Consider the following 26,392-nt stretch of genomic DNA (forward strand, 5'->3'; position numbering starts at 1 on the left):
CAACGACTCCTCTGGTGACGTAATGACGACCGAGCAACAACCTCGAGTCCAGTGGCTCAGCCGCTGGGGCTTCGTGCTGGCGGCGACGGGTTCCGCCGTTGGCCTGGGCAATATCTGGAAGTTCCCCTACATGACCGGCGAGCACGGCGGCGGCGCCTTCGTGCTGGTCTATCTGGTCTGCATCCTGGCGGTGGGCGTGCCGGTCATGATGACCGAGATCGCCTTCGGCCGTCGCGGCCGAGGCAGCCCCATCGACGCGGTGCGTCGGGTGGTGACGGAGTCCGGCAGAAGCTCCGCCTGGTCGCTGCTGGGTTGGATGGCGATGCTATGCGGCTTCATGATCCTGTCGTTCTACGTGGTGGTAGCCGGCTGGTCGTTCTCCTATCTGTGGAAGATGCTGAGCGGCGGCCTCAATGGCTCGGGTGTCGACGACATGGTGGCGATCTTCGTCGCCAACAACGAGAACCCGCTCAACCTCGGCTTCTGGAGTACCCTGGTGACGCTTGCCACCATGCTGATCGTGGGCAAGGGCGTGCAGGCGGGCATCGAGAAGAGCGTCAGCTGGATGATGCCGGGCATGGTGATCATGCTGCTCATTCTGATCGGTTACGGCGTGTTCTCCGGCGGCTTCGGCGAGGCGTGGCGCTTCCTGTTCTCCTTCAACACCGGCAGCCTCTCCAGCGAGGGCATGCTGGCCGCACTGGGCCATGCCTTCTTCACCCTGTCGCTGGCTTCCGGCGCCATTCTCACCTACGGCAGCTACCTGCCGGCGGGCGCTTCCATCGCCCGTACCACCCTCGGCGTGGCGGCGGCCGATACGCTGGTGGCGTTGATGGCCGGCCTGGCGATCTTCCCGGTGATCTTCGCCAACGGCATGAGCCCCGAGGGTGGGCCGGGGCTGTTGTTCATGAGCCTGCCGCTGGCGTTCCAGGCGATGCCGCTGGGCACGCTGTTCGGCGTACTGTTCTTCATCATGCTGTCGATGGCGGCGTTGACGTCGTCGATCTCCATGGTCGAGGCCACCGTCTCGTGGCTGGTCGACAACAAGGGCATCACCCGCCGTACGGCGGCGTGGGGAACGGGCATCGTGCTGTGGCTGGTGAGCACCCTGGCGATGCTGTCGTTCAACCTGGGCGCCGACTGGACCCTGGCGGGCAAGCACTTCTTCGACTGGCTCGATTACCTCACCTCGCGCTGGATGATGCCGCTGGGTGGGCTGGGCATGGTGCTGCTGGCCGGCTTCGTGCTGAAGAGCGAGAGCTTCCGCGAGGAGCTGGGGCTGGCACCGTACTGGCACGCGCTGTGGCTGTTCATGGTGCGCTACGTGAGCCCGCTTGGCATCCTGGTGATCTTCGTCGATGCGCTGGGCATCGCACGGCTCGAATTCGGCCTGCATTGGCCGTGGTTGCTCGGCGTGTTGATTCTGGTCACCCTGATCGGCGAACTGGCCAGCCCGAGGCTGCGGCGCACGCTGGCGGGCTGAACGCTTGCCTGCGGCAGGGCTTGACGCTAATGTCGGGCCGGTCCGATGGGGACGTCCACGTCGAGGTGACAGGATGAGCGTTCGTTCCATTTTCGGTGCCGGTCCGGCTGCCCCCCGCCTGATGCGGGGCGTGCTGGTCCTGCTATTGCTAACCCTGACTGCCGGCTGTGCCGGACGCGACGGCCGCCAGGTCGAGCGCGCCTCGGTGCCATCCGGCTGGCATGGCGAGCAGGGGCAGGCCTCGTTCTATGCCGACCGCTACCATGGCCGGCGCACCGCCAGTGGCGAAGCCCACGATCGCAACGCGCTGACGGCGGCGCACCGAAGCTTGCCATTCGGCACCCGGGTCCGAGTGACGCGGCTGGACAACGGCCGCGAGACGGTGGTGCGCATCAACGACCGTGGACCCTTCGTGCGCGGCCGTGTCATCGATCTCTCGCGACGCGCGGCCGAAGAACTCGACATGCTCGGGCAGGGCGTGGCGGAGGTGCGTCTGTCGCCTGAGTGAAGTGCCCTTCTCCCAACGCCGTGTCTCCGGTTTCGATGTGGAAACCGGTGGCGGGGCTCGCCATGGCGCTCAGCGCTGCGGCGGCACCTCGCGCTGGAACTCGCGTCGCCAGCGCGCCAGCAGGGCTTCGCGCTTGAGCCGGTCGAGCGTCGCCAACAGGCCGGGGCCGATCGCGATCGGGCGCAAGGCGTCGCCGACTTCGTCGCGCAGGGCATCCGCGGTGCCGGTACCGGAGAGGCCGGGATGCATGGCACCCAGGTGGGTCTGCTCGGCGATCACGCGCTGGCCCTCTTCGCTGAGCAGGAATTCCATGAACAGCGCACCCGCTTCGGAGTGTGGCGCCTGGCGCGGAATGAAAGCCAGGCGCTGGGTGACCAGGGCGTAGTCCTCGGGTACCACCATGACCAGGTCCGGCTTGTCGGCCACCGCGTCGCGAACGTAGCTGCCGAGCAGGTTATAGCCCAGCAGGTAGCGTCCCTGCTCGAGCCCGTCGAGCATCTCCCCGGTGGTGTCGACGAGCACCGTGCGTGCGCGCCCCAAGGCCGAGACCAGATCCCAATAGCGCGGCGAGAGTCGCGACTCCTCGATGGCATAGGTGTATCCCGCGCCGCTGCGTACCGGGTCGTAGGTGACGATGCGGCCCGCCAACGCCTCGGTGTGGTTGTCCAGCAGCGCTAACAGGTCGCCGTGGCTGCGAACCTCGCCGAAACGTTCGAGCAATCTGCGATGCACCACCATCACGATGGGTTCGAAGGTGAAGGCGAACAGTTCGCCGCGCCACTGGGCCCACGCCGGCCAGCGGCGCGCCGCGTCGCTGTCGATGGGTTGGGCGTGGCCGTCGTTGGCCAGGTAGTACTGCCAGGGCATGGCGGAAGAGAGCACCACGTCGGCGGTGTCCGGTGCGTCGAGAAAGCGCTGGTGCAGCTCGAGGGTCGTCAGGTTGCGGTAGGTCAGCTCGATGCGCGGGTGGCGGCGATGGAATGCTTCGAGCAGCGGGCGAGCCTGTGGCAGGTCCAGGGCGGCGTGGATGACCAGCGACTGGGGCGCCCCGGCCTCGGGATCGGCAGGGTAGTGCAGGGTCTCCTCGGCCGCGGCGGCCAGGCTCCACAGGCTGAGCAGCAGCCAGGACAGGGGTCGGATCATGGGCCCTCCTCGCTGAAGCGCAGGCGCACGACGAGACCGCTGGCGTGCGCTGCTTGGGCCAGCTCGAGTCGTGCGCCGTGGGCACGGGCAATGCTGTCGACGATGGCCAGGCCGAGCCCGGAGCCTTCGCCTCCCTCTTCGCCGCGATGGAAGGGGCGCAGCACCAGCAGGCGACGGGACTCGGGAATCCCGGGACCGTCGTCCTCGACTTCCAGGCAGGGCGGCTGTGCATGGGTACGCAGGGTGATTCGACGGCCACCGTAGCGGCAGGCGTTGTCGATCAGGTTGTTCATCGCTTCCTGCAGCTGCCAGTCGATCCCGTTGACCCGCACCGGTCGGGCGGCGCACTCCACGCCGAGGTCGATCCCTTGACGATGGCAGCCGGCCCAGTGATCGCGTACCGCCTGGCGGGCGATGTCGTTGAGATCGAGCGGCGTCAGCTCGGGGCGGTACTCGGGGTTGTCGAGCCGGGTCAGTGAGAGCAGCTGCATGGCCAGTCGTGCGGTGCGGGCGCTGGTGGCCTGCATGGCGCCAAGCGCATCGCGCCAGCGGTTGGGGTCGTCCTGCCGCAGGGCCAGCTCGGCCCGTGCGGAGAGCCCTGCCAGCGGTGTCCGCAACTGGTGCGAGGCATCGCCGATGAAGCGCTCCTGGTTGGCGCGCACCCGGCGCATACGCGCCAGCAGTTCGTTGAGGGTCTCGCGCAGTTCGGCCAGTTCGCGCGGCAGCGGCAGGTCGAGGGGTTCCAGGGTGCGCGGATCGCGGGCACGAATGGCGCGCCGCAGCCGGGTGAGCGGCGCCAGGGCGGAGCGTATCGCCACCACCAGAACCGCAATGGCGACCAGCGCCATGGCCAGGATATAGGCGAGGTTGGCGCGCAGCAGTTCGAGGGTCAACGCATCGCGGCCCTCGCGGCTGTGGGCGACACGAATCTCGAAGCGCTCCCTGAGCCGCCAGTCCTCCAGCCGGGAGCGGCGCACGCCCTGGCGCAGCGCCATGTCGTGCCAGGTAACGTCGCGGAACAGCAGCGTATCGCCGGCTTCGGCGTCGCCTCGCTCGTCGCCGGGAAGCTCGGCGTTGCCGGTAATGAAGCGCCCATCCCGATCCACCAGGCTGTAGAAGACGCGCTCCTCGGCGTCGGTGGCGAGCATGTCCAAAGCCGCCGGGGGAAGATCGAGCCACAGCCGGTCGTCCTGCCACTGCACCTGCTCCGCGATCGCCAGGCTGGCCGCCTCGAGCAGCCGATCGAAGGCGCGGTCGGCGGTGTGGCGCGCATCCACCCAGGCCTGGAACACCATCAGGCCGCCCAGGGCCAGCAGCGGGATCAGCAGCCAGGCCAGCAGTCGGCGGTAGAGGCTGTCGCCGCGCTTCACGTGGCCTCCAGCAGGTAGCCGAGCCCGCGCACCGTGCGCAGGGCGACGTCGCTGCCGCCCAGCCGCTTGCGCAGCCGATGCACGTAGACCTCGATGGCATTGTCGCCCATGGGTTCGCCCTGGAAGGCTTCGTCGGCGAGGCGGGCCTTGTCGACGGGCTGGCCCGCATAGCGCATCAGGCAGGCGAGCAGGCGTTGCTCCCGGGGCGGTAGGGCCAAGGCCTCGCCGGCGAGGGTGAAGCGCTGCGCCAAGCCGTCGAAGTGCAGTACCCCGACGCGCAGCTCCTGCCCCCTCGTGCGCCGCCTGAGCAGCGCACGCACACGGGCTTCGAGCTCTTCGAGCGAGAAGGGCTTGGCCAGGTAGTCGTCGGCGCCCAGGTCGAGCCCGCGCACACGATCCTCTACCGCGCCGCGCGCGGTGAGGATCAGCACCGGCGTGTCGCGATCGTGACGCCGCAGCGTCTCGAGCACCTCGAGACCGCTGGCTCCGGGGAGGTTGAGGTCAAGAAGGATCAGGGTGTGGTCGTGCTGTGGGTCTTCCAGGTGACGGCGTGCGACGCCGCCGTCGGCCAGGTGCATCACGTCGTAGCCCTCGAGCGCCAGGGCGTCCTGGAGGGTCTCGGCCAGCAGGCGATCGTCCTCGACGAGCAGCAGATTCATGTCATGGCTTCCGTTTCAGCCACGGCCGTCAGCTCCGCCAGCGCCGCCTTCAGGGCCGCCTCGCTGCGTGCATCGAGGCGGCTCGACGGACCCGAGAGGGCCAGCCAGCGCGTGGGTTCGCCGGGGGCGCTGGGTAGGGCTTGCAGCAGCATCTTGCCACCCGGCAGCTCGGGGCGGGGATCGTTCCCTGCGGCCAGGGGCCACTGGCTGCCCGGACGCAGCTCATGGCGCAGCGCCGCCTCGGGCAGGGCGACCAGCCGGCACTCGACCTGGGGACCGTGGTTCTCGAGTAGGGCGGCGGTCTCGCCGGTCTCGGCAGCCAGCCGGTCCAGCAGCGGCTGTACGCGAGTGGTCAGCTGTCGGCTGGGGGGGTGGCGCCGGGCCAGGCGAAGCGGCGTGCTACCCAGACTCCAGCGTCCATCATGGCTGCGCTGCACGTAATCGAAACGAGCCAGCGAACCCAGCAGTCGCAGCAGGGTGCTCTTGTAGTAGCCCGTCGCCTGGGCGAGTTCGGCCAGGGTGAAGGCTTCCTGATCGACATCGAACGCTTCCAGTACGGTCAGTGCGCGCTCGACGGCCTCGACGCGATCCTGGGCCATGCAGTGATCTCCTGAGTCTGGAGGCATTGAACTTTGGTCGCAATTGCAACCCGATGCGTTGACGCTGCCTGTCGACGCGCCTAGTTTCTATCCTGAAGAACGTTGTTCTGCCTTACAGAATTGTAAGGTAGCCGATGAAAGACCGCAAGCCAACATTTCACAACACGTCAAGACCGGAGGGACCACAACAATGTCCACGAAAACGCCACTCAAACTCATCGCCATTGCCGCTTTCACCCTGAGCGCCGGCAGCGCCATGGCCTTCGAGCCACAGGGCAAGGTGGAGTGTCTCGCCCCGGCCGACCCCGGCGGCGGCTGGGACTTCACCTGCCGCAGCGTGGGCAACGTGATGGAGGAGCTGGGCATCGTGCCGCGCAGCGTGCAGACCGTGAACATGGCGGGTGCCGGCGGCGGTGTGGCCTTCGCCCATACCGTGTCCAAGCGCGCCGGCGACGAGCAGCTGCTGGTGGCTGCCTCCACGGCCACGACCACCCGCCTGGCCCAAGGCCAGTTCCCGGGCATGACCGCCGACATGGTCAACTGGATCGGGGCGCTCGGCGCCGATTACGGCGTGATCGCCGTGGCCGCCGACTCCGAGTACGACGACCTCCCTGCGCTGATGGAGGCGCTCAAGGAAGACCCGCGCAGCGTCAAGTTTGCCGGCGGCAGCGCCAAGGGTGGCTGGGATCACCTCAAGGTGCTGATCGCCGCAGACGCCGCCGGCGTCGATGAGCTGCCGCGTATTCCCTATCTCTCCTACAACAACGGCGGCGAGGCGATGACCCAGGTCGTGGGCGGCCATGTGGATGCCTTCACCGGCGACATCAGCGAGGCGCAGGGTTTCATGGAGTCCGGTGACCTGCGCGTGCTGGCAGTGCTCTCCGACGAGCGCCTGCCGGGCGACTTCGCCGACATTCCCACCGCCAAGGAGCAGGGTATCGATGCGGTCGGCCCCAACTGGCGCGGCTTCTACATGCCGGCTGACATCTCCGACGAGGCCAAGCAGTACTGGATCGACGCCATGGACACCATCTACGAGAGCCAGGAATGGCAGGACATCATGACCAACAATGGACTGATGCCGTTCCACATGAGCGCCGGTGAGTTCGAGACCTTCGTCACCGAGCAGATCGACGATATCGAGACCCTCTCCAAGGACATCGGGCTGATCCAGTGATGACCTTCAACGACCGCATCTTCGGTGTGCTGCTGATCGTCCTGGCCGTCGCGTACGGCTGGGGCGCCAGCCAGTTCCCCGAACCGTTCGGTGGTGCCGAGGGGATTGCCCCCGGCACTTTTCCCACCTTGCTGGCCGTCGTGCTGGGGCTTTCCAGCCTCTACCTGATCGTGCGGCCCGACCCGGACAATGCCTGGCCATGGAGCCGCACCGGCGTTGAGCTGATCGTCGCCGTGGTCGTGCTGGTGCTCTACGCCATGCTCCTCGAACCGCTCGGCTTCATCCTCAGCACCACGCTGGCCATCGGCACGCTGTGCTGGCGCATGGGGGCGAAGGTGCTCAATGCCTACCTGGTCGGGGCGGCATCGGGCGTGGTGGTGTTCCTGCTGTTCAATTTCGCCCTCGACCTCGCGTTGCCGCTGGGCCTGCTCTCGTTCCTGGAGGTGAGCTGATGGAAACCCTCGGCTTTCTGATCGATGGCTTCGGGGTTGCCCTTGCCCCGCACAACCTGATGTTTGCCCTGATGGGGGCCTTCCTCGGCACGCTGATCGGCGCGCTGCCGGGCCTCGGGCCGGCCAACGGCGTGGCCATCCTGATCCCGCTGGCTTTCTCCCTGGGGCTGCGTCCGGAAACCGCGCTGATCATGCTTACCGCGGTCTACGCCGGGGCCATGTACGGCGGGCGCATCTCGTCGATCCTGCTCAACATTCCCGGCGACGAACCGGCCATGATGACCTGCCTCGACGGCTACCCCATGGCGCAGCAGGGCAAGGCCGCCGAGGCGCTGGCGATTTCCGCCATCGCTTCCTTCATCGGCAGCCTGATCGCCACCGTCGGCCTGATCCTGCTGGCGCCGGTGCTGGCGCGGTTCGCGCTCACCTTCGGTCCGGCCGAGTACTTCGCGCTGTTCCTGCTGGCCTTCGCCACCCTGGGCGGCATCACCGGCAAGAACCCGGTGAAGACCGTGGTGGCGGCCTGCCTGGGCTTGATGGTAGCCACCGTGGGGATCGACTCCACCGGCGTGCAGCGTTACACCTTCGGGACCCTGGAGCTCTACGAGGGTATCGACTTCATCATCGCCATCGTCGGCCTGTTCGCTATCTCGGAGCTGCTGTTCTTCATCGAGGAGCGCGCCGGCGGCGGCAAGGCGAAGATGGCCGTCAACAAGCTCAAGCTGAGCTGGGCCGACATACGCAACATCCTGCCGTCGAGCGTGCGCGGCGGTATCCTCGGCTTCATCGCCGGCGTGCTGCCCGGTGCCGGGGCGTCGCTCGGCAGCTTCATCGGCTATACGCTGGAGAAAAAGGCGGTCGGCAAGAAAGGCTTCTTCGGCCAGGGCGACCCGCGTGGCGTGGCCGGCCCCGAAGCGGGCAACAACGGTGCCTCGAGCGGTGCGCTGGTACCGATGCTGACGCTGGGCGTGCCGGGCAGCGGCACCACCGCGGTGCTGCTGGCGCTGCTGATCTCGCTCAACATCACCCCTGGCCCGCTGATGTTCACCCAGAACGCGGACATCGTGTGGGGCGTGATCGCCGCGCTGCTGATTGGCAACTTCCTGCTGCTGATCCTCAACATCCCGCTGGTGGGCATCTTCGTCAAGCTTCTGTCGGTGCCGCCGATGTACCTGCTGCCGTGTGTGACGATGATCGCCTTCGTCGGGATCTACTCGATCAGCAACACCACCTTCGACCTCTACTTCATGGTGGCCTTCGGCGTCGCCGGCTACGTGCTGCGCAAGCTGGAGATTCCGCTGGTGCCGATCATCCTCGGTTTGCTGCTGGGGCCGGAGATGGAGAAGAACCTGCGCCACGCCATGGATATCTCCGACGGCGACTGGACCATTCTCTGGAACAGCGGCCTGGCCATCGGCCTGTGGGTGTTTGCTGCCGTGGGGTTAATTCTGCCCTACATCGTCGGCCCCATCCTGCGCCGCCGGATGAAGGTGGCAACCGCTGCCACCGCAGGGAATCCGGAAGGCGACTGAGCCCGGCAATGCCTACCACCCCGCAGGGGCGCCGAGCGATCGGCGCCCCTGTCTTCGTTATGACGCACCGGTCTGGTGCGCTGTGGCAGTGCAGGCGATCCTTGCCGGCGCAACCGGCGCCTGCCGAATGCACGGCGGCGGTGCGCCGGCAGGATCGTCAAGGGGCGTAAAGGCGCCGTAATCTTCTGTATGAAAAGAGTTCTTCGAATTTCTTCGCCTGATGGCGCAAGCGTTGCATAGGCAGGAAGCCTAGTGCTGTGCGGCCGGTGTCGGCCGTGCATGACCTTTACAACAAGTCCCTCCCGCAGGAGGGCGCAAGGAGGTTCGCGTGAACGCTTCCCGTCGCAACATGCTTTTCCCCGTTCGCCTCATGTCTTCCCCGTCCCGCGCTGTGGCCGCAGCCCTGTTTGCGGCGGCGTCCCTCGGTGGTACTGGCCAGGCGCTGGCCCAGGAAGAGCCCATCAAGGTGGGGATCCTGCACTCGCTGTCCGGCACCATGGCGATCAGCGAATCGACCCTGAAGGACACCGTCGAGATGCTGATCGCGCAGCAGAACGAGCAGGGCGGCCTGTTGGGCCGTCAGCTCGAGGCGGTGGTGGTCGACCCGGCCTCCAACTGGCCGCTGTTCGCCGAGCGTGCCCGCGAGCTGCTCGAGCAGCACGAGGTGGATGTGGTGTTCGGCAACTGGACCTCGGTGTCGCGCAAGGCGGTGCTGCCGGTGTTCGAGGAGCTCAACGGCCTGCTGTTCTATCCGGTGCAGTACGAGGGCGAGGAGTCCTCCGAGAACGTCTTCTATACCGGAGCCGCGCCCAACCAGCAGGCCATCCCGGCGGTGGAGTACCTGATCAACGAGGTGGGCGTGGAGCGCTTCGTGCTGCTCGGCACCGATTACGTCTACCCGCGCACCACCAACCGCATCCTCGAAGCCTTCCTCAAGGAGGAGCACGGCCTCGCCGACGAGGACATCATGATCGACTACACACCGTTCGGTCACTCCGACTGGCAGAACATCGTCGCCGAGGTGCGCCGCTTCGGCAGCGAGGGCAAGAAGACCGCGGTGGTCTCGACCATCAACGGCGACGCCAACGTCCCGTTCTATCGCGAGCTGGCCAACCAGGGCATCGACGCCGCCGACATTCCGGTCATCGCCTTCTCGGTGGGTGAGCAGGAGCTCTCCGGCATCGATACCGGCCCGCTGGTGGGTCACCTGGCGGCGTGGAACTATTTCATGAGCGTCGACAGCGACGCCAACTACGACTTCATCGACGCCTGGATCGATTACACCGGCGACGAGGAGGCGGTGACCAACGACCCCATGGAAGCGCATTACATCGGCTTCAACATGTGGGCCGAGGCGGTGCGCAAGGCCGGCACCACCGACGTCGACGCGGTCAAGGACGCCATCATCGGCGTGACCGTGCCCAACCTGACCGGCGGCTATGCGGCGATGATGCCCAACCACCACATCACCAAGCCGGTGCTGATCGGCGAGGTCCAGGACAATGGCCAGTTCGACATCGTGTGGCAGACGCCGGCGACTGTGGCCGGCGATGCCTGGTCCGATTACCTGCCCGGCTCGCGGGACCTGATCGCCGATTGGCGCCTGCCCATGGAGTGCGGCAACTTCAACGTGGTCAACGGCAGCTGCGGCGGCAGCAACGCGGCCGAAGAAGCGGAAGTGGCGCTCGCCGAGTAACTACAGCATGGCCCCCGCTGCCAGGCAGCGGGGGAGCACGCCTTCTTCACCGATTCCGAGGAACGCTCCGATGAGATATCCCCCCGTGGCCTGGCCAGTGGCGGCCGGGGCGAAGGCCGGCAGCGCCGCCGAAGACAGCGAGCCCATGCACACGGCGACAAGGGGTTCGTGGCTGATGGTTCTCGTCATGGCCCTGGTCATCGTGCTTGGCCTTACCCTGGCCGCTCCCGCATCCGCGCAGGACGCCGAGAGGTTCGACGATTCAACGGCACAGGCGCTGCTTGCGGCGCTGGACGTGTCGTCGTTTACCGCCAAGGGTGAGGCCATCGAGGGCATCGTGCGCAGCGACGACCCCCGCGCCCGGGGCTGGCTCCAGGCCTTGCTCGATGGCCGCCTGCAGCGCACCGACGACGGCCGCTTCGTGGTGGTGCTCGACAACTCGGGCCGCCAGTGGCCGGTCGAGGACGCCCTGAGCGGCGAGGCCCTGGGCGAGATGTCGCGCCGCGACCTGGACCGCATCGGCATCAATAACGCGCTGCGCAACCAACTGCGCAGCGCCATCGCCGTGGTCGATCTCTATGCCGCCGATGTCGGGTTGCGCCGCGCTTCTGCAGAGCGGTTGCTGGGCGAGGTCGACAGCGACCTGGCCGGACCCCTGGCCGAGGTGATCGAGACGGAGCCGGATGCACAGGTGCGTGAACGCCTGCTCCAGGCTCTGGCCATCCATCGCCTGGAGCAGGGCGAGGTCGAAGCGGTCGAGGAGCTGCGCGGCAGTCTGCATCCGCGGGTCCGGGTGGCGCTCAATCGTGTACTCAACAGTGACGATCCTGCGTTGGTCGACGCCGCTCGTGAGGCGCTCAACGGCATCGAGCAGAAGCTCAAGGTCAACCGTGCGGTCGAGACGCTCTACTTCGGCCTGTCGCTGGGCTCGGTGCTGGTGCTCGCCGCCATCGGCCTGGCCATCACCTTTGGCGTGATGGGCGTGATCAACATGGCTCACGGCGAGTTGATCATGCTCGGTGCCTACACCACCTGGGCCATGCAGCAATTGCTGCCGGGCCAGCCGGGGCTGGCCTTGATCCTGGCGATTCCCGCCGGCTTCCTGGTCGCGGCGTTGGCCGGCATCGCCATCGAGCGCGGCGTCATCCAGTTCCTCAAGGGGCGCCCGCTGGAGACGCTGCTGGCTACCTTCGGTGTCAGCCTGATTCTCCAGCAGTTGGTACGCACTGCGATCTCGCCGCTCAACCGTACCGTGGTCACGCCGGAGTGGATGAGTGGCTCCATCGCCGTCAACGATACGCTCTCTCTCACCCTTAATCGGATGTTCGTACTCGGCTTCGCCCTGGTGGTGTTCGCCGCGCTGATGCTGATCATGCGCCGCACCCGGCTAGGGCTCGAGGTGCGGGCGGTGACCCAGAACCGTGCCATGGCGCGCTCCATGGGCATTCGCGCCACCCGGGTCGACATCCTGACCTTCGCCCTGGGCTCCGGGGTGGCGGGGCTGGCCGGCGTGGCCCTCAGCCAGCTTACCAACGTGGGCCCCAACCTGGGCCAGAACTACATCATCGACTCCTTCATGGTGGTGGTCTTCGGCGGGGTGGGGAACCTGTGGGGCACTCTGGTGGCGGGCCTCTCGCTCGGCGTCATCAACCAGGTGCTGGAACCCTGGGCCGGGGCCGTGATGGCCAAGATCATCGTGCTGGTGTTCATCATCCTGTTCATTCAAAAGCGCCCCCGCGGACTCTTCCCGCAGAAGGGCCGGGCGGCGGAGGGCTGATCCATGGATTCATCTCGACTCTGGCTGCTGCGGCCGTTCGGCGAGCGCTCGACGCTGATCTTTCTCGGCGTGTTGCTGGCGGCGATGGCCCTGGTGACGCTGCTGCACGTGGCCGTGCCGGCGGGGCATCCACTCCATGTCAGCGCTTATACCGTTAACTTGTTCGGCAAGTACCTGAGCTACGCCCTGCTGGCGGTAGCGGTGGATCTGGTGTGGGGCTATCTCGGTATCCTCAGCCTGGGTCATGGCGCCTTCTTCGCCCTGGGCGGCTATGCCATGGGCATGTACCTGATGCGCCAGATCGGTGACCGTGGCGTCTACGGCCACCCGGTGCTGCCCGACTTCATGGTGTTCCTCAACTGGGACAGCCTGCCGTGGTACTGGCATGGCTTCGACATGGCCGGGTTCGCCTTCCTGATGGTGCTGCTGGTACCGGGAGCGTTGGCGCTGGTGTTCGGCTTCCTGGCGTTTCGCTCACGGGTCACCGGGGTCTATCTGTCGATCATCACCCAGGCGCTCACCTTCGCCCTGATGCTGGCCTTCTTCCGCAACGAGATGGGCTTCGGCGGCAACAACGGGCTGACCGATTTCCGCGAGATCCACGGCTTCAACTTGCGCAGCCGCGACACCCGGCTGGGATTGTTCCTGGCCACCGGCGTGGCCCTGGCGTTGGGCTACGTGCTGTGCCGGGCCATCGTCACCAGCAAGCTGGGCCGGGTGTGTGTGGCGACCCGCGACGCCGAGGCGCGCACGCGATTCCTCGGCTACCGGGTCGAGCGCTTCCAGCTGTTCGTGTTCGTGGTTTCGGCCATGCTGGCGGGCCTGGCCGGGGCGCTCTACGTGCCCCAGGTCGGCATCATCAATCCCAGCGAATTTTCGCCGCTGTTCTCCATCGAGATCGTGCTGTGGGTGGCGCTGGGCGGCCGGGCGACGCTCTATGGAGCGGTGATCGGGGCGATACTCGTCAACTATGCCAAGACGGTGTTCACCGGCGTGATGCCCGACGCCTGGCTGTTCGCCCTGGGCGGGCTCTTCGTGCTGGTGACGGTCTTCCTGCCCAAGGGGGTCGCCGGCCTGTTGGCACTGAGATACCGGCGTCGTGCCGAGGGCTCGGGTGCGTTCTCCGGCAAGGAGGCATCGGCATGAGCATTTTGCGTTCATTGGCCAATCGTGACCGGGTCTTCGATTTCCTGGTGCCGGCCGAGTCGCCGGTCGACGTGCGCCACGGGCCGATTCTCTACCTCGAAGACGTCACGGTCAGCTTCGACGGCTTCAAGGCGATCAACGACCTGAACCTGACCATCGACGACGGCGAGCTGCGCTGCATCATCGGACCCAACGGCGCCGGCAAGACCACCATGATGGATATCATCACCGGCAAGACCCGACCCGACAGCGGCAAGGTATGGTTCGGCAGTCGCCACGACCTGCTGACCATGAACGAGCCGCAGATCGCCAGCCTCGGCATCGGCCGCAAGTTCCAGAAGCCCACGGTGTTCGAGGCGCTCACGGTATTCGATAACCTGGAGCTGGCCATGGCCGCCGACAAGCGCATCCTGCCCACGCTGACGGCTCGCATGAGCGGCGAGATTCGCGACCGCATCGACGAGGTGCTGCTGACCATCGGCCTGGCCGAGCTGCGTGAGCGCCCGGCGGGCATTCTGTCCCACGGCCAGAAGCAGTGGCTGGAGATCGGCATGCTGCTGATGCAGCGGCCGCGGCTTCTGCTGGTGGACGAGCCGGTGGCGGGGATGACCGAGCAGGAGATGGAGCGTACCGCCGAGCTGCTGACCGGGTTAGCGGGAAAACAATCTGTTGTCGTCGTCGAGCACGATATGGGTTTCGTGCGTTCCATCGCACGCAAGGTGACGGTGCTGCATCAGGGTAGCGTGCTGGCCGAGGGCAGTATGGACCAGGTGTCGAGCGACCCGCAGGTGGTCGAGGTCTACCTGGGCGCCGAAGCCGAGGAGGAGGCGGTCTGATGCTCGAAATCGACAAACTCAATCAGTTCTATGGCGAGAGCCACACCCTGTGGGATCTCGACCTGGCCGTGCCGGCGGGCCAGTGTACCTGCGTAATGGGGCGCAACGGGGTGGGCAAGACCACCTTGATGAAGGCGATCATGGGGGAGGTGGCGGTGGCCTCCGGCAGCATCCGCTATGCCGACGATGTCGAGCTTACCCGGCGGCGGGTGGAGGATCGTTCGCGGCTGGGGATCGGCTACGTGCCCCAGGGGCGGCAGATCTTCCCGCTGCTCACCGTGGAAGAGAACCTGCGTACCGGCCTGGCGGCTCGCGGCGACGGTCGGCGCACCATCCCGGAGCGCATCTTCGAACTCTTCCCGGTGCTCGAGGAGATGAAGCACCGTCAGGGTGGCGATCTCTCCGGCGGCCAGCAGCAGCAGCTGGCCATCGGTCGGGCGCTGGTGATCGAGCCACGCCTGCTGATTCTTGACGAGCCGGGGGAGGGGATCCAGCCCAATATCGTCACCCTGATTGGCGAGGTGATTCGCAAGCTGATCGCCGAGGACGGTCTGACCGTGCTGCTGGTGGAGCAGAAACTGCCCTTCGCCCGCAAGTATGCCGATCGCTTCGCGATCATGGATCGCGGCCGGCCGGTGGCCAGGGGCGAGATCGGTGAGCTCACCGATGCCCTGATCAAGGAGCACCTGACGGTCTAGCCGTTTTGCCAAGGTGGGATTTTTCCATGCACCGTTCTGCGCCATGGCCAAGGAGTCGTCAGGCGCTCATGCGCGGAAACTGTGCGCCGCGCTGGCTTTCGCGCGCCAATCTGGTGCGAAGATGGTCCGTGCAGGTGTGGCTGTATACAAAATAAGCCAATGAATCGTATCCGTTTTTCCTGCATTTCACCGTTCTGGTACAGCGGTTGCCATGAATAGGGCAAAGCCTCGACGAAGAGGCCGAACCCTGTTGCTGAAGGCCGATGCCAATGACGGCTCGTTTCGACGCCAAGACACTGCTGCCGCCCTGTGCTTCCGGTCACCGCTTCGATGCCGGCCGTCGCTGGGTGGCGTCGCTGGAACTCGGCTTCGACCGGCGCCAGGGGGCCACCCGCCTGGTGCGGGCTCGTCATCAGGGCCCGCTGCGGGTGCAGCGGCCTTTCTATCCCGAGGGCCGCGGGGGCTCGTGTCATGTCTACCTGCTGCATCCGCCCGGAGGGCTGGTCAGCGGCGATCTGTTGCACGTCTCGGTTCAGGTCGAATCGGGCGCCCGTGCGTTGGTGACGACGCCTGCGGCCAACAAGCTCTATCGTGCCGACAGCCATGGCGTGGCCTGGTCCCAGCGTACCGAGCTGCAGGTGGCGCCGGGCGGCGTGCTCGAGTGGCTGCCCCAGGAGACCATTGCCTTCGATGGCTCGTGCGGTGAGCAGCACACGGCCATCGAGCTTGCCGGCGATGCGCGTTGCCTGGGCTGGGAAGTGTTGGCGCTGGGCCGACCGGCGAGCCGGCTGCCCTACGTGTCGGGCCGCATCGAGCAGCGCTTTCGGTTGTGTCGCGATGGCAAGCCGCTGTGGTTGGAGCGTCAGCCGCTCGACCCGGAGCACCCGCGCTTCAAGGGGCGCTGGGGGCAGGGGGGCGCCAGCGTGCAGGCCACGCTATGGGCCGTGGGCCTCGACGACGAAGCCAACGCCATCGAAGCGCTGCGAGATGCGATCCCGCCAAGCCCGCGCTGGGCGGTCACCGTGCGCCATGGCGTGCTGTTGCTGCGCTACCTGGGTCATGAGCGTAACGAGGCCTGGGACCTTTGCCAGCAGGCCTGGGCCTGTCTCAGGCCGCTGTTGATCGATTCTCCTCCCCATCCCCCCCGTATCTGGTTCACCTGACGATTGCAGGAGACTCGCATGGAACTGACCCCGAGAGACAAGGACAAGCTGCTGCTGTTCTCGGCCGCCCAACTGGCCGAGCGACGCCGGGCCCGCGGCCTCAAGCTCAACTACCCGGAGGCGGTGGCGCTGATCAGCTTCGAGATCATGGAAGGCGCGAGAGACGGCCGCAGCGTGGCCGAGCTGATGAGCTACGGCCGCGAGATCCTCGGCCGCGACGATGTGATGGAGGGGGTAGCCGAGATGGTGCACGAGGTGCAGGTGGAGGCGACCTTCCCCGATGGCACGAAGCTGGTCACGGTCCACACACCCATCGTCTAGCGGAGGTCGAAATGGCTGCGCTCGGCCATACCGCGTTGAACATCGGCTCGCCATGCTCATTGAACACCCAGTCAACTCCGCTGGCTCGCCTCTGTTCGCCTTGTCTGGCCGTCGCTCGCTCATTTCCGCAACGTTGTTAAGGAGGCGTCATGATTCCTGGGGAGTACCAATTACAGGACGGCGAGATCGAGCTCTGCGCCGGGCGCGAGCGGATCACGGTGGAGGTGGCCAATACCGGCGACCGGCCGATCCAGGTCGGCTCCCATTATCACTTCGCCGAGACCAACCCGGCGCTGGTCTTCGACCGCACCAAGGCGCGTGGTTTTCGCCTGGACGTGGCGGCGGGCACGGCGATTCGCTTCGAGCCGGGTCAGACGCGAGAAGTCACGCTGATTCCCTTTGCCGGCACGCGCCATATCTACGGCTTTCGCGGCGAGGTGATGGGTAAGCTGGATGGAGACGCTTCATGAAGATTTCACGCCAAGCCTATGCCGATATGTATGGCCCCACGGTGGGCGACCGGGTACGCCTGGGCGACACCGAGCTGTGGATCGAAGTCGAGCGCGACGCGACCCATTACGGGGATGAGGTGAAGTTCGGCGGCGGCAAGGTGATCCGCGACGGCATGGGCCAGAGCCAGCGCCTCGACGATACGGTGATGGATACCGTGATCACGAACGCGCTGATCCTCGACTGGTGGGGCATCGTCAAGGCGGACGTGGGCATCCAGGCCGGCCGTATCGCAGCCATCGGCAAGGCGGGCAATCCCGACACCCAGCCCGACGTCGACATCGTCATCGGCCCCGGCACCGAGATCATTGCCGGTGAGGGGAAGATCCTCACCGCCGGCGGTATCGACGCGCACATCCACTTCATCTGCCCCCAGCAGGTGGAAGAAGCCCTGATGAGCGGCATCACCACCATGCTCGGCGGCGGCACCGGGCCGGCCACCGGCAGCAACGCCACTACCTGCACGCCGGGCGCCTGGCACATCGGCAGGATGCTGCAGGCGGTGGACGCGCTGCCGATGAACATCGGCCTGCTCGGCAAGGGCAACGCCAGCCTGCCCGAGGCCCTGGAGGCGCAGATCGAGGCCGGCGCCATCGGTCTCAAGCTACACGAGGACTGGGGCACTACCCCGGCCTCCATCGACACCTGCCTGAGCGTGGCCGAAAAGTACGACGTACAGATCGCCATCCATACCGACACGCTCAACGAGTCGGGCTTCGTCGAGGATACGCTGGCCGCCTTCAAGGAGCGGGGCATCCACACCTACCACACCGAGGGCGCCGGTGGCGGTCATGCGCCGGACATCCTGATTGCCTGCTCCAAGCCCTACGTACTGCCGTCGTCGACCAACCCGACCCGGCCCTACACGGTCAACACCATCGACGAGCACCTCGACATGCTGATGGTGTGCCACCACCTCGATCCCAACATTCCCGAGGACGTGGCCTTCGCCGACTCGCGCATCCGCCGCGAGACCATTGCCGCCGAGGACATCCTGCAGGACATGGGGGTGATCTCGATGATCGCCTCGGACTCCCAGGCCATGGGGAGGGTCGGCGAAGTGGTGTGCCGCACCTGGCAGACCGCGCACAAGATGAAGGTGCAGCGTGGGCTGCTGCCGGAGGACGAAGCGCTCGGCGCGGACAACTTCCGCGCCCGACGCTACATCGCCAAGTACACCATCAACCCGGCGATCACCCACGGTATCGGTCATGAGGTGGGCTCCATCGAGGTCGGCAAGCTGGCCGATCTGGTGCTGTGGAGTCCGGCCTTCTTCGGCGTCAAGCCGGCGCTGATTCTCAAGGCGGGCATGATCGCGGCGGCGCCCATGGGTGACCCCAACGCCTCGATTCCCACGCCGCAGCCGGTGCACTACCGCCCCATGTTCGGTGCCTTCGGCCGGGCGGCGAGCCTGTCGCGGTTGACCTTCGTCAGCCAGGCGGCGCTGGACGCCGGCATCAAGGAGCGGCTGGGCCTGCAAAGCGGGCTGGCGGCATGCAGGAACGTGCGCGGGGTGCGCAAGAGCGACATGAAGCTCAACGATGCCTGCCCCGAGCTCAGCGTCGATCCGCAGACCTATGAGGTGCGTTGCGACGGGGAGCTGCTGACCTGTGAGCCGGCCACCGAGCTGCCCTTGGCCCAGCGCTACCATCTTTTCTGAATTTGGATAGACCACCGAGGTGAGCGGCGTCGGGGATAGGCCGTAGCGAGGGTCTTTTGCCATGGATGGCAAAAGTAGCGTACAGGGACGTATTTACAGCGCCCTCGCGCAGGCCTATCCACGAATCAGCCGCGGGGTGATTCAACGAGGGAATGCCATGCTGAAACTGACTGAACGCCTGGGACCCATCGAGGGGCGCCAGGCCGGCGATACCCTGACGCTGCCCTATGAGCTGCGCATACGTGGCCGGCTCAAGGCGGTGAGCGATGCCGGTCGCGAGCTGGGCCTGTTCCTCGACCGCGGCCCGGTGCTGCGCGCCGGCGAGGGACTGCGCGCCGAGAGCGGTGAGATCGTGCGGGTCAGGGCCGCTGCCGAGCCGGTGGTGACCGCCAGGGTCGCGGCGGGCCTGCCGCTGGCGCGGCTCGCCTATCACCTGGGCAATCGCCATGTGCAGCTGGCCCTGGGAGAGGACGGGCAGGGTGGTTACGTGCGCTTCCCGCCGGACCACGTTCTGGAAGAGCTGGCCGAGTTGCTGGGGGCGAGCCTGGAGCGGCACGAGGCGCCCTTCGACCCCGAGCCGGGCGCCTACCACCAGCTCGGCCATTCACATGCGCATGACCACGATCATGACCATGAGCACGGCCACGATCACGGTCACCACGGCCATGGCCATCACCATGCCCATTGAGGCGGCCTCATTGAGGATGGCGCAGGGCGACGACCTGGCGCTGCTGGGACTGCTGCAACTGGTCAGCCCGGCGCTGCCGATCGGGGCCTTCGCCTTCTCCCAGGGCCTGGAGAGCGCCTTCGAGCTGGGCTGGGTAAAGGATGAGGCGAGCCTCGGCGACTGGCTGACCGGCGTGCTCGACGACGGCCTGACCCGCTGCGAGCTGCCGGTGCTGGCGCGTCTGCAGCAGGCCTGGGCGAGGGAAGACGAAGAGGCGATTGCGTGGTGGGACAGCTGGCTCGCCGCCAACCGTGAGACCGCCGAGCTGGCGGCAGAGGACTCGCGACTGGGTGCGTCGCTCTCCCGTCTATTGGGCAGCCTGAACCTGTTGCCCGAGGGGCCTTCGAGAGAGTCGCCAGCGATGCCGCCGGGCGCCGGCTATGTGACCGTGTTCGCCTGGGTCGCCCAGGTACGCGGGGTGGCCCCGCGCCAGGCCATGCTCGGCTTCGCCTGGGCCTGGCTCGAGAACCAGCTCGCCGTGGCCTGCAAGGCACTGCCGCTGGGGCATACCGCGGCCCAGCGACTGGTCGAACGGCTGCGTCCGGCGCTGGTGGCAGCGGTGGATGAAGCACTCGAACTGAATGACGACGAACTCGGCCCGGCGCTGCCCGGGCTGGCATTGGCCAGTGCACTGCACGAAACGCAGTACTCGCGGCTTTTTCGGAGTTGATTGCGATGAACCGTGGCGTCAGGTGAATGAATACATGACGCACCAGGGATATGGGGAGCGCTGGCGAATCCACCTCGCGCGGCCGCTGGCAAGACGGCCGAAGCGAAGCGGTCGATCTTCATGGATGAAGATCGAGGAAAGCCGGCACAGGGATGTGCCGTCTTTCCGACCGCTGAGACCGGCCGGATGGCCAGGGTTTCGGTCGCGTGGCGTGGTGAGCCGGCGTGTTCCCATGTCCAGGCAGGCTGCATTCAAGAATGAACGAGGAGTAACGACATGACACATTGCCTACGCGTCGGCGTCGGTGGCCCGGTGGGATCCGGCAAGACGGCGCTGCTCAAGCAGCTGTGCCTGGCGCTGCGCGACCACTACGACATCGCCGTGGTCACCAACGATATCTACACCCGCGAGGATGCCGACTTCCTGCTGCGCCACGAGGCGCTGCCGGCCGACCGTATTCTCGGCGTGGAGACCGGCGGTTGCCCGCACACGGCGATTCGCGAGGATGCCTCGATGAACCTCGCTGCCATCGACGAGCTGCAGGGGCGGCACCCCGGCCTGGAGCTGGTGCTGGTGGAGTCGGGCGGCGACAACCTCTCGGCCACCTTCAGCCCCGAGCTCTCCGACCTCACCCTCTACGTGATCGATGTTTCCGCCGGTGACAAGATCCCGCGCAAGGGCGGGCCCGGCATCACCAAGTCGGACCTGCTGATCATCAACAAGATCGACATCGCCGAGCAGGTGCACGCCTCGCTGGAAGTCATGGAGCGCGACTCCAGGAAGATGCGCGGCGAGCGTCCATTCGTCTTCACCAACCTCTACGACGGCGTGGGGCTCGAAGCGATCATCCGCTTCATTCTCGATCGCGGCATGTTGCCGGAGCGTCGTCCCCAGGCCCAGACGATCAACGCCTGAGCCTAATCCCTTTTTCCTTATCGGCAAGGAGAGCGCCACCATGAAGCACCGTCATTCCCCCGCCGCGCGCCTGGCATTGGCGAGCGCCCCCCTCATGCTGCTGGTCGCGGGCATGGCCGTTGGCCACCCGGGCCACGACCATGCCCATGGCAGTGGCTTTGCCGCCGGCCTGGCGCATCCGTTGCTGGGGCTGGACCACCTGCTGGCGATGCTGGCCGTCGGGCTGTGGAGCCTGCGCCAGAGCCGTGCTTTCAGCCTGGCGGCGCCGCTGCTCGCCGCCGGTGGCATGCTGCTGGGAGCCGGACTGGCCTGGGTCGGGTTGGCATTGCCGGGCGTGGAGTTCGGCATCGCCATGTCGGTACTGCTGGCGGGGGTACTGATCGCCGCGCTGGTCAAGGTGCCGGCCGCGGTGGGCGCCGGCGTGGTGGTGCTGTTCATGCTGTTCCACGGCCATGCCCACGGCAGCGAGATCCCGCATGGCGCCTCCATGTTGACGTACCTGGCCGGTTTCACGCTGGCCACGCTGGCGGTCACCTATGCGGGCCGCCTGGCCGGTGGGTTGCTCATGCAGCGGGAGAACCGCTTCCTGCGGGCTCTGGGCGTGGCGATCACGGCAGCCGGGGCACTGCTTGCCTTCGGCTGATCGCGCGCCGAGCCTGAAGTCCCGCAACGTTTCTCCTCCCTGATGTCCCTCCACGCCCGGCTTTGGCCGGGCGTGTCATGTTGGACGAGACCGATCTTGGCTCGAGTTGACAGGTAACGCGCGACCGCCCAGCTTGAATAGGCAGAACGGCAAAGGAGGGCGCATGGATACGCTACTGCTGGCGATCAAGATCGTCATCACCCTGCTGGTCGCGATTCTCTTCGTGCAGAACATCGTCCTGGTCGAGGTGCGCTTCCTGGCATGGGGAACGCGCATGCCACTGGCGTTGCTGCTGCTCGTCATCTACGTGCTTGGCATGGTCAGCGGCAAGGCGCTGTTCACGCTCATACGCCGGCTACGGAGCGACAGAAAGCACGGTTCCCGGTAGTGAGGGGGTATCGGGAGCGCTCGCTTCAATCCACGTGCGTGATTGCCTCCCGCCGTGGGTCGACGTACCAAGGCAGGCCGCGGCGGGCGTTGTATTCGAGTTCGGCAATGACCTGGGCACCTAGCAGCACGATCATGGCGCCGACCTCCAGGGTGAGCAGCACCACGATCAGCGTGGCGAGTGAGCCGTAGACGACGTTCACCAGCGAGACGTTGAGGAAGTAGAACATCAGCAGAAAGCGGACCCCTTCCCACAGCAGGGCGGCGACGAAGCCGCCTATCAGGGCTCGCTTCAAGGCGATCTTCACCACGGGCAGCACCTTGTAGATGGCACTGAAGAGCAGGAAGACCCCGAGGAAGCTGAACAGGTTGAGCAGCGGATCGGAGAGGCCGGCGAAGGGCATGTCGCGCCCAAGCACCACCCGCCACAAGGTGCTGATCGCCTCGGCCAGGGCCACCATCAGGCTCAGCGCGAATAGACCGGCGCCCAGCACCAGCATGAACAAATAGGGCAGCAGCACCGAGACCCAGATTCGACGTTTGGGATGTGCCTCCGGCGTATGGAAGATGATCGCCAGGGCGTCTTCCAGCATGCGAAAGACAAAGGAACTGAACACCAGCAGCATCAGGATGCCGAACAGCCCGATGACGTCGCGCGATGCCAGCAGCGCACGTACCGCCTCCAGCAAGCCTTCGGCGTGCGCCGGGGCCAGGTGGGCCAACTGAACGCTGAGGACCTCGAGAAGCACGGCTTCGTCCACTACCCGTGTCAGCAGTACGGCGAGCAGGGCGAAGAGGGGCACGATGGAGAGCAGGATGTTGTAGCCGACGCCGCCCGCCAGGAGGATGCCGCGATTGCGCAGAAAGGCGCACAGGACTCGCCACAGGAAGCCGCCAATGCGTGGGATCAACACCATTGCCCGCTGCGACCTGTGATCTCGAGACATGGTGAGGCCGCTCCTTGTGCCGATTGGGATCCTGCTCGTTAAGGTATTAGGGTAGGGCGATGCCGACAAGCCTGGCGCTCCACTGGATGCCTGGCACAGGTCCGCTACACTGGGGCTGACGGAGCCCGGTGGCTTGCCGTGGCGTCCTTCCTGAACCGAACAGCAAGGAGAGCTGTATGCGCAATATCATCTATATCATTGGCTTGATCGTGGTGGTGCTTTTCATCCTGTCGATGCTGGGACTGCGCTGATCCACCTGGTCCCGGACGCAACCCCCCCACCGCCGCGTCCCGCTGGACGCAGGCCCGGGCCAGCGGTACTCGGAGCCAGCGGTGCCATGGGGAGGGGCAGGACATGGGCAATCGACGCCGCCGGTCAGGCTGGCTGGGAACCGGTTTGTGTTTGCTTCTGGCCGGCTGCGTCGGTCATGTGCTGCCGCCCGAGCCGTCTTCTCTCGACAGGCCTGTCGAGGTCTACGTGCTCGATCACGGCCGTCACGCCAGCTTGGTATTGCCGCGTGAAGAGGGAGGTATGGTTCGCTACAGCTATGGCGAGTGGCGCTGGTACGTCGAGGGACGGCGCCACTGGCCGGCCGGCGCCGCGGCAATGCTCTGGCCCACTGCATCCGGGCTGGGGCGAGGCGAATATCCGGGAGTCGACTCGCCCGAGCAGTTCCACCGGCTGGCGCCGGAGGGGCTGGACGAGGTCTACCCGATTCAGGCCGAGGCGGGGCGCGTCCTGGCCCTGCGGCGGCGTCTCGATGGGCACTTCGAGCGAGCCGCTGTCGAGCCGGTGCCGAGTGAAGAGTTCGGCCTGGCGTTCGTCCCCCATCCGCGGAAGTACTCCGCCGTACACCAGTCGAATCTGGTCGTAGCCCGCTGGCTGCGTGCCCTGGACGTCGAGGTCCGGGGCTCACCCTGGTTTTCCCGCTGGCGCGTCGAGCCGCCCTGAGCGCAAGCAGGCTCTCCGCATGGCGTAGTATGCGGGGCCGAGCCACCGTCTTGAGCTTCCTTTCGCCTGAAGGTATCGCTATGTATGCTGAGGAAAGAGCGGTTGCCAGCACCTCGATACGCGGCTGTCGCCTGCCGGCGGCGGCTCATACGGACCATCTGGAGGGTCTAGCCCATGTCGGAGACACCCGAAAGCCCACTCTACAAGGATAGGCGCGTCCTGGCCCTGGTCGCCGTGGCCGTGCTCGCCATCATCTGGGCAATCTTCGCCCACAATAGTGCCAGCGATCACCGCGAGCGCAGCCAAGCGCTCGAAGAGCAGCTGTCCTCTGTCGAGGGCGAACACCAGGACCTGCTCGCTGAGCTCAACGAGCGCAACCAGGCCGGAGAGGATGTCGAGACGCTGCAGCAGCGGCTGGCCGAGCTGGAGGAGGAGCACCAGTCGGTCGAAGCTGCCATGGGCGAGGAGCGACAGGCGGCACGCGGTGAGATCGAGCGACTCGAAGCCGAAGCCGGCGAAGCGGAAAATCGACTCGCGGAGCTGCAGGAGCAACAGGCGACCCTGGAGAGCGAGCTTGAATCGCGCCGCGGCGAGCAGGCCGAGATGGAGGAGAACCTCACGGCGCTGCGTGACGACTACCAGGCCGTGCAGCAGGCACGGGAAGAGGCGGAAGCGGCGCGCGAGGAGGCCGAGCAAGGGCTGCAGGAGACCGAGGCCGCCCGTCAACAGGCCGATGAAGAGCGCCAGCGGGCCGAGGCTGAACGCGAGCAGGTGACCAACGAGCTGGGCCAGTTACGCGAAGAGGTCGAGTCTGCCGAGCAGCGCCTCGATACGCTCACTCAGGCAATCGACGAGCGCCAGCAGACACTCGATGCGTTGGAAAGCGATATCGAAGCCCTTGAGGCCTGGCGTGGCGAAGTGGAGAGCGAAGTCGGCGATCTGCAAAGTGAGCGCGACGACGTCGTGGCTGAAACGGAAGCGGCACGCCAGGAGCATGAACAGCTGACTGGCGATCTCGAATCGGGACGCAAGGAGCTCGAAGAGCTCCAGTCTCGCCTCGAACGGCGCCAGCAACAGCTGCAGCAGATCGAGTCGCAGCTGGCGAGGTGGCGTGAGGCACTTGCCGAGCTGGAGCTGCAGACCGGGTCCTCTCAGCAAGGCCAGACGCAGCAGGAGGGCCAGCAGCGCGAAGGCCAGACGCAGCAGGAGGGCCAGCAGCGCGAAGGCCAGTCGCAGCAGGAGGGCCAGCAGCAACAGGATCGGCCACAGGAAGAGCCTGCCGATGAGGCACGCAGCTGACCGTCAATATCACGCGATGCGGCGGGCTACGGCTCGCCGCAAGCCGTTTCAGGCAAGGGTCGGCGTCGGTGTTGGCCGCCAGGCATCGGCATCGACGCGTATACTGTCGGAACAGCCCGATGGCGTTTTAGCCACATGAACCATACGAGGAGTCAATCGTGATCGAAGGGGTCAAGCATATCGTGGCCGTGGCATCCGGTAAGGGGGGAGTGGGCAAGTCCACCGTTACCGTCAACCTGGCGCTCGCCATGGTGGCCGAGGGATATCGGGTCGGTATTCTCGATGCCGACATCCACGGCCCCAGTCAGGCCCAGATGCTGGGCGTTCCGGAAGGCGTGCGGCCCCAGCAGGCCGGTGAGAACAAGTTCAGGCCGCTGGAAATGCACGGCGTACAAGCCATGTCGATGGCATTCATGGTCGATACGCGCGAACCCATGGTGTGGCGCGGGCCGATGGTGGCGGGGGCCTTTCAGCAGCTGCTGACCCAGACGGCATGGCAGGATCTCGACGTGCTGTTCATCGACATGCCGCCGGGCACCGGGGACATCCAGTTGACCCTGGCGCAGAAGGTGCCGGTGGATGGCGCCGTGATCGTGACCACCCCCCAGGACATCGCCCTGCTCGATGCGCGCAAGGGGATCGAGATGTTCCGCAAGGTGAACGTGCCGGTGCTGGGTGTGGTCGAGAACATGAGCCTGCACGTGTGCTCCAACTGCGGCCATGCCGAACCGATCTTCGGCGAAGGAGGCGGCGAGCGCATTGCGGAGGAGTACGACACTCGCGTGCTGGGCAGGCTGCCGCTGACGCTGTCGATCCGTGAGCAGGTCGACGGTGGCCGGCCGACGGTGGTTGCCGAGCCGGAAGGGGAGGTGACCCATACCTTCCGCGACATGGCGCGGCAGATCGCCAAGGCGCTCGAGGGTCAGTCGACGGACGAGGGACCGAGCATCTCGTTCAGCGATTGAGTGCGCCACGGCCAGGAGCGTTGGCCGCTGGTCGTGACGCCTGCACCTAGGGCCGTTATGATAGCGGCCCTAGGCAATTTCTGAAAACTGGCTGCGCTTGGCCATACGGCGTTAAAAATAAGCTCAAAGTACTCATTTACAACACGTAAACTCCGTCT

27 protein-coding genes are annotated in these 26,392 nt (G+C 66.3%); 22 read left to right on the forward strand and 5 right to left on the reverse strand.

Annotated elements, in window-relative coordinates; translation table 11 throughout:
• Positions 1 to 22 precede the first annotated feature (22 nt).
• Together HNO51_RS09210 and HNO51_RS09215 are read left to right on the forward strand one after the other, a co-directional pair.
• Positions 23 to 1,483 carry a sodium-dependent transporter gene (locus HNO51_RS09210; protein ID WP_197450704.1) on the forward strand — a complete coding sequence of 487 codons (1,461 nt, stop codon included), beginning with the start codon at positions 23 to 25 and terminating at the stop codon, positions 1,481 to 1,483.
• Between the two features lie 73 nt (positions 1,484 to 1,556).
• Positions 1,557 to 1,991: a septal ring lytic transglycosylase RlpA family protein gene (locus HNO51_RS09215; RefSeq protein WP_338035278.1), complete on the forward strand. Its 435-nt coding sequence runs from the start codon at positions 1,557 to 1,559 to the stop codon at positions 1,989 to 1,991.
• 69 nt (positions 1,992 to 2,060) lie between these two features.
• Here HNO51_RS09215 and HNO51_RS09220 read toward each other — a convergent pair whose 3' ends face one another.
• The 4 genes from HNO51_RS09220 to HNO51_RS09235 are packed head-to-tail and all read right to left on the reverse strand — an operon-like array spanning position 2,061 to position 5,762.
• Positions 2,061 to 3,134: an ABC transporter substrate-binding protein gene (locus tag HNO51_RS09220; protein ID WP_209539038.1), complete on the reverse strand. Its 1,074-nt coding sequence runs from the start codon at positions 3,132 to 3,134 to the stop codon at positions 2,061 to 2,063.
• Entirely contained in the window at positions 3,131 to 4,504 is a 1,374-nt protein-coding gene (locus tag HNO51_RS09225) for a sensor histidine kinase N-terminal domain-containing protein (RefSeq protein WP_197450707.1), read from the reverse strand. The genes HNO51_RS09220 and HNO51_RS09225 overlap by 4 nt, the downstream gene beginning before the upstream one ends.
• Positions 4,501 to 5,163 carry a response regulator transcription factor gene (locus HNO51_RS09230; RefSeq protein ID WP_209539039.1) on the reverse strand — a complete coding sequence of 221 codons (663 nt, stop codon included), beginning with the start codon at positions 5,161 to 5,163 and terminating at the stop codon, positions 4,501 to 4,503. The genes HNO51_RS09225 and HNO51_RS09230 overlap by 4 nt, the downstream gene beginning before the upstream one ends.
• On the reverse strand, positions 5,160 to 5,762 hold the full coding sequence (locus tag HNO51_RS09235) for an IclR family transcriptional regulator (RefSeq protein WP_197450709.1): 603 nt from the start codon (positions 5,760 to 5,762) through the stop codon (positions 5,160 to 5,162). Before HNO51_RS09235 ends, HNO51_RS09230 begins: the two co-directional genes overlap by 4 nt.
• A gap of 190 nt (positions 5,763 to 5,952) precedes the next feature.
• Between HNO51_RS09235 and HNO51_RS09240 the strand changes: the two genes are divergently transcribed.
• The 17 genes from HNO51_RS09240 to HNO51_RS09320 all read left to right on the forward strand — a co-directional run bounded on the left by HNO51_RS09240 (position 5,953) and on the right by HNO51_RS09320 (position 22,073).
• Positions 5,953 to 6,939, forward strand: coding sequence for a Bug family tripartite tricarboxylate transporter substrate binding protein (locus tag HNO51_RS09240; RefSeq protein WP_209539040.1), 987 nt, complete (start codon positions 5,953 to 5,955; stop codon positions 6,937 to 6,939).
• Positions 6,939 to 7,391, forward strand: coding sequence for a tripartite tricarboxylate transporter TctB family protein (locus tag HNO51_RS09245; RefSeq protein ID WP_209539041.1), 453 nt, complete (start codon positions 6,939 to 6,941; stop codon positions 7,389 to 7,391). Before HNO51_RS09240 ends, HNO51_RS09245 begins: the two co-directional genes overlap by 1 nt.
• Positions 7,391 to 8,923: a tripartite tricarboxylate transporter permease gene (locus HNO51_RS09250; RefSeq protein ID WP_197450712.1), complete on the forward strand. Its 1,533-nt coding sequence runs from the start codon at positions 7,391 to 7,393 to the stop codon at positions 8,921 to 8,923. Before HNO51_RS09245 ends, HNO51_RS09250 begins: the two co-directional genes overlap by 1 nt.
• Positions 8,924 to 9,293: 370 nt before the next feature.
• A complete protein-coding gene (gene urtA, locus HNO51_RS09255; RefSeq protein WP_209539199.1) occupies positions 9,294 to 10,619 on the forward strand; it encodes an urea ABC transporter substrate-binding protein in 1,326 nt (441 codons plus the stop codon).
• A 175-nt stretch (positions 10,620 to 10,794) separates the two neighbouring features.
• Complete coding sequence (gene urtB / locus HNO51_RS09260; RefSeq protein ID WP_422674265.1) at positions 10,795 to 12,396, forward strand: urea ABC transporter permease subunit UrtB; 1,602 nt, start codon at positions 10,795 to 10,797, stop codon at positions 12,394 to 12,396.
• 3 nt (positions 12,397 to 12,399) lie between these two features.
• Positions 12,400 to 13,542 (forward strand): urea ABC transporter permease subunit UrtC, encoded by a 1,143-nt coding sequence (urtC, locus tag HNO51_RS09265; RefSeq protein ID WP_209539042.1) that lies wholly within the window; start codon positions 12,400 to 12,402, stop codon positions 13,540 to 13,542.
• Positions 13,539 to 14,378, forward strand: coding sequence for an urea ABC transporter ATP-binding protein UrtD (urtD, locus tag HNO51_RS09270; RefSeq protein WP_209539043.1), 840 nt, complete (start codon positions 13,539 to 13,541; stop codon positions 14,376 to 14,378). Before urtC ends, urtD begins: the two co-directional genes overlap by 4 nt.
• Positions 14,378 to 15,076 (forward strand): urea ABC transporter ATP-binding subunit UrtE, encoded by a 699-nt coding sequence (gene urtE, locus HNO51_RS09275; protein WP_209539044.1) that lies wholly within the window; start codon positions 14,378 to 14,380, stop codon positions 15,074 to 15,076. The genes urtD and urtE overlap by 1 nt, the downstream gene beginning before the upstream one ends.
• A 269-nt stretch (positions 15,077 to 15,345) precedes the next feature.
• A complete protein-coding gene (locus HNO51_RS09280) occupies positions 15,346 to 16,239 on the forward strand; it encodes an urease accessory protein UreD (protein ID WP_197450716.1) in 894 nt (297 codons plus the stop codon).
• 18 nt (positions 16,240 to 16,257) lie between these two features.
• The gene (ureA, locus tag HNO51_RS09285) at positions 16,258 to 16,560 is read left to right on the forward strand and encodes an urease subunit gamma (protein ID WP_159551673.1); all 303 of its coding nucleotides are present in this window, start codon (positions 16,258 to 16,260) and stop codon (positions 16,558 to 16,560) included.
• A 149-nt stretch (positions 16,561 to 16,709) separates the two neighbouring features.
• Positions 16,710 to 17,030 carry an urease subunit beta gene (locus HNO51_RS09290; RefSeq protein WP_197450717.1) on the forward strand — a complete coding sequence of 107 codons (321 nt, stop codon included), beginning with the start codon at positions 16,710 to 16,712 and terminating at the stop codon, positions 17,028 to 17,030.
• Positions 17,027 to 18,730 (forward strand): urease subunit alpha, encoded by a 1,704-nt coding sequence (gene ureC / locus HNO51_RS09295; protein ID WP_209539045.1) that lies wholly within the window; start codon positions 17,027 to 17,029, stop codon positions 18,728 to 18,730. Before HNO51_RS09290 ends, ureC begins: the two co-directional genes overlap by 4 nt.
• A 157-nt stretch (positions 18,731 to 18,887) precedes the next feature.
• The gene (gene ureE, locus HNO51_RS09300) at positions 18,888 to 19,418 is read left to right on the forward strand and encodes an urease accessory protein UreE (RefSeq protein WP_197450719.1); all 531 of its coding nucleotides are present in this window, start codon (positions 18,888 to 18,890) and stop codon (positions 19,416 to 19,418) included.
• Positions 19,408 to 20,127 carry an urease accessory protein UreF gene (locus HNO51_RS09305; protein ID WP_422674266.1) on the forward strand — a complete coding sequence of 240 codons (720 nt, stop codon included), beginning with the start codon at positions 19,408 to 19,410 and terminating at the stop codon, positions 20,125 to 20,127. Before ureE ends, HNO51_RS09305 begins: the two co-directional genes overlap by 11 nt.
• 276 nt (positions 20,128 to 20,403) lie before the next feature.
• On the forward strand, positions 20,404 to 21,042 hold the full coding sequence (gene ureG, locus HNO51_RS09310) for an urease accessory protein UreG (RefSeq protein WP_209539046.1): 639 nt from the start codon (positions 20,404 to 20,406) through the stop codon (positions 21,040 to 21,042).
• Positions 21,043 to 21,082: 40 nt separating this feature from the next.
• A complete protein-coding gene (locus HNO51_RS09315; protein ID WP_209539047.1) occupies positions 21,083 to 21,685 on the forward strand; it encodes a HupE/UreJ family protein in 603 nt (200 codons plus the stop codon).
• Positions 21,686 to 21,848: 163 nt separating this feature from the next.
• Positions 21,849 to 22,073, forward strand: coding sequence for a lipopolysaccharide assembly protein LapA domain-containing protein (locus HNO51_RS09320; protein WP_197450722.1), 225 nt, complete (start codon positions 21,849 to 21,851; stop codon positions 22,071 to 22,073).
• A gap of 25 nt (positions 22,074 to 22,098) precedes the next feature.
• On the opposite strand, the gene HNO51_RS09325 is transcribed toward HNO51_RS09320, so the two are convergent.
• Entirely contained in the window at positions 22,099 to 23,019 is a 921-nt protein-coding gene (locus HNO51_RS09325) for a YihY/virulence factor BrkB family protein (RefSeq protein WP_197450723.1), read from the reverse strand.
• Between the two features lie 396 nt (positions 23,020 to 23,415).
• On the opposite strand from HNO51_RS09325, the gene HNO51_RS09330 reads away from it, so the two are divergent.
• The 3 genes from HNO51_RS09330 (at position 23,416) to apbC (ending at position 26,234) form a co-directional block, all read left to right on the forward strand.
• The gene (locus tag HNO51_RS09330) at positions 23,416 to 23,970 is read left to right on the forward strand and encodes a hypothetical protein (RefSeq protein WP_197450724.1); all 555 of its coding nucleotides are present in this window, start codon (positions 23,416 to 23,418) and stop codon (positions 23,968 to 23,970) included.
• Positions 23,971 to 24,144: 174 nt separating this feature from the next.
• Positions 24,145 to 25,269 carry a coiled-coil domain-containing protein gene (locus HNO51_RS09335; RefSeq protein WP_209539048.1) on the forward strand — a complete coding sequence of 375 codons (1,125 nt, stop codon included), beginning with the start codon at positions 24,145 to 24,147 and terminating at the stop codon, positions 25,267 to 25,269.
• A 161-nt stretch (positions 25,270 to 25,430) separates the two neighbouring features.
• Entirely contained in the window at positions 25,431 to 26,234 is an 804-nt protein-coding gene (apbC, locus tag HNO51_RS09340) for an iron-sulfur cluster carrier protein ApbC (RefSeq protein ID WP_209539202.1), read from the forward strand.
• Positions 26,235 to 26,392 lie beyond the last annotated feature (158 nt).

Source organism: Billgrantia sulfidoxydans (assembly GCF_017868775.1).
Lineage (GTDB): Bacteria > Pseudomonadota > Gammaproteobacteria > Pseudomonadales > Halomonadaceae > Halomonas > Halomonas sulfidoxydans.

What these genes read in the sequence shown, in the direction of transcription:
- HNO51_RS09210 (WP_197450704.1), top strand. Translation starts at nt 23, where the DNA reads ATGACGACCGAGCAACAACCTCGAGTCCAGTGGCTCAGCCGCTGGGGC.
- HNO51_RS09215 (WP_338035278.1), top strand. Translation starts at nt 1,557, where the DNA reads ATGAGCGTTCGTTCCATTTTCGGTGCCGGTCCGGCTGCCCCCCGCCTG.
- HNO51_RS09220 (WP_209539038.1), bottom strand. Translation starts at nt 3,134, where the DNA reads ATGATCCGACCCCTGTCCTGGCTGCTGCTCAGCCTGTGGAGCCTGGCC.
- HNO51_RS09230 (WP_209539039.1), bottom strand. Translation starts at nt 5,163, where the DNA reads ATGAATCTGCTGCTCGTCGAGGACGATCGCCTGCTGGCCGAGACCCTC.
- HNO51_RS09235 (WP_197450709.1), bottom strand. Translation starts at nt 5,762, where the DNA reads ATGGCCCAGGATCGCGTCGAGGCCGTCGAGCGCGCACTGACCGTACTG.
- HNO51_RS09240 (WP_209539040.1), top strand. Translation starts at nt 5,953, where the DNA reads ATGTCCACGAAAACGCCACTCAAACTCATCGCCATTGCCGCTTTCACC.
- HNO51_RS09245 (WP_209539041.1), top strand. Translation starts at nt 6,939, where the DNA reads ATGACCTTCAACGACCGCATCTTCGGTGTGCTGCTGATCGTCCTGGCC.
- HNO51_RS09250 (WP_197450712.1), top strand. Translation starts at nt 7,391, where the DNA reads ATGGAAACCCTCGGCTTTCTGATCGATGGCTTCGGGGTTGCCCTTGCC.
- urtA (WP_209539199.1), top strand. Translation starts at nt 9,294, where the DNA reads ATGTCTTCCCCGTCCCGCGCTGTGGCCGCAGCCCTGTTTGCGGCGGCG.
- urtB (WP_422674265.1), top strand. Translation starts at nt 10,795, where the DNA reads ATGGTTCTCGTCATGGCCCTGGTCATCGTGCTTGGCCTTACCCTGGCC.
- urtC (WP_209539042.1), top strand. Translation starts at nt 12,400, where the DNA reads ATGGATTCATCTCGACTCTGGCTGCTGCGGCCGTTCGGCGAGCGCTCG.
- urtD (WP_209539043.1), top strand. Translation starts at nt 13,539, where the DNA reads ATGAGCATTTTGCGTTCATTGGCCAATCGTGACCGGGTCTTCGATTTC.
- urtE (WP_209539044.1), top strand. Translation starts at nt 14,378, where the DNA reads ATGCTCGAAATCGACAAACTCAATCAGTTCTATGGCGAGAGCCACACC.
- HNO51_RS09280 (WP_197450716.1), top strand. Translation starts at nt 15,346, where the DNA reads ATGACGGCTCGTTTCGACGCCAAGACACTGCTGCCGCCCTGTGCTTCC.
- ureA (WP_159551673.1), top strand. Translation starts at nt 16,258, where the DNA reads ATGGAACTGACCCCGAGAGACAAGGACAAGCTGCTGCTGTTCTCGGCC.
- HNO51_RS09290 (WP_197450717.1), top strand. Translation starts at nt 16,710, where the DNA reads ATGATTCCTGGGGAGTACCAATTACAGGACGGCGAGATCGAGCTCTGC.
- ureC (WP_209539045.1), top strand. Translation starts at nt 17,027, where the DNA reads ATGAAGATTTCACGCCAAGCCTATGCCGATATGTATGGCCCCACGGTG.
- ureE (WP_197450719.1), top strand. Translation starts at nt 18,888, where the DNA reads ATGCTGAAACTGACTGAACGCCTGGGACCCATCGAGGGGCGCCAGGCC.
- HNO51_RS09305 (WP_422674266.1), top strand. Translation starts at nt 19,408, where the DNA reads ATGCCCATTGAGGCGGCCTCATTGAGGATGGCGCAGGGCGACGACCTG.
- ureG (WP_209539046.1), top strand. Translation starts at nt 20,404, where the DNA reads ATGACACATTGCCTACGCGTCGGCGTCGGTGGCCCGGTGGGATCCGGC.
- HNO51_RS09315 (WP_209539047.1), top strand. Translation starts at nt 21,083, where the DNA reads ATGAAGCACCGTCATTCCCCCGCCGCGCGCCTGGCATTGGCGAGCGCC.
- HNO51_RS09320 (WP_197450722.1), top strand. Translation starts at nt 21,849, where the DNA reads ATGGATACGCTACTGCTGGCGATCAAGATCGTCATCACCCTGCTGGTC.
- HNO51_RS09325 (WP_197450723.1), bottom strand. Translation starts at nt 23,019, where the DNA reads ATGTCTCGAGATCACAGGTCGCAGCGGGCAATGGTGTTGATCCCACGC.
- HNO51_RS09335 (WP_209539048.1), top strand. Translation starts at nt 24,145, where the DNA reads ATGTCGGAGACACCCGAAAGCCCACTCTACAAGGATAGGCGCGTCCTG.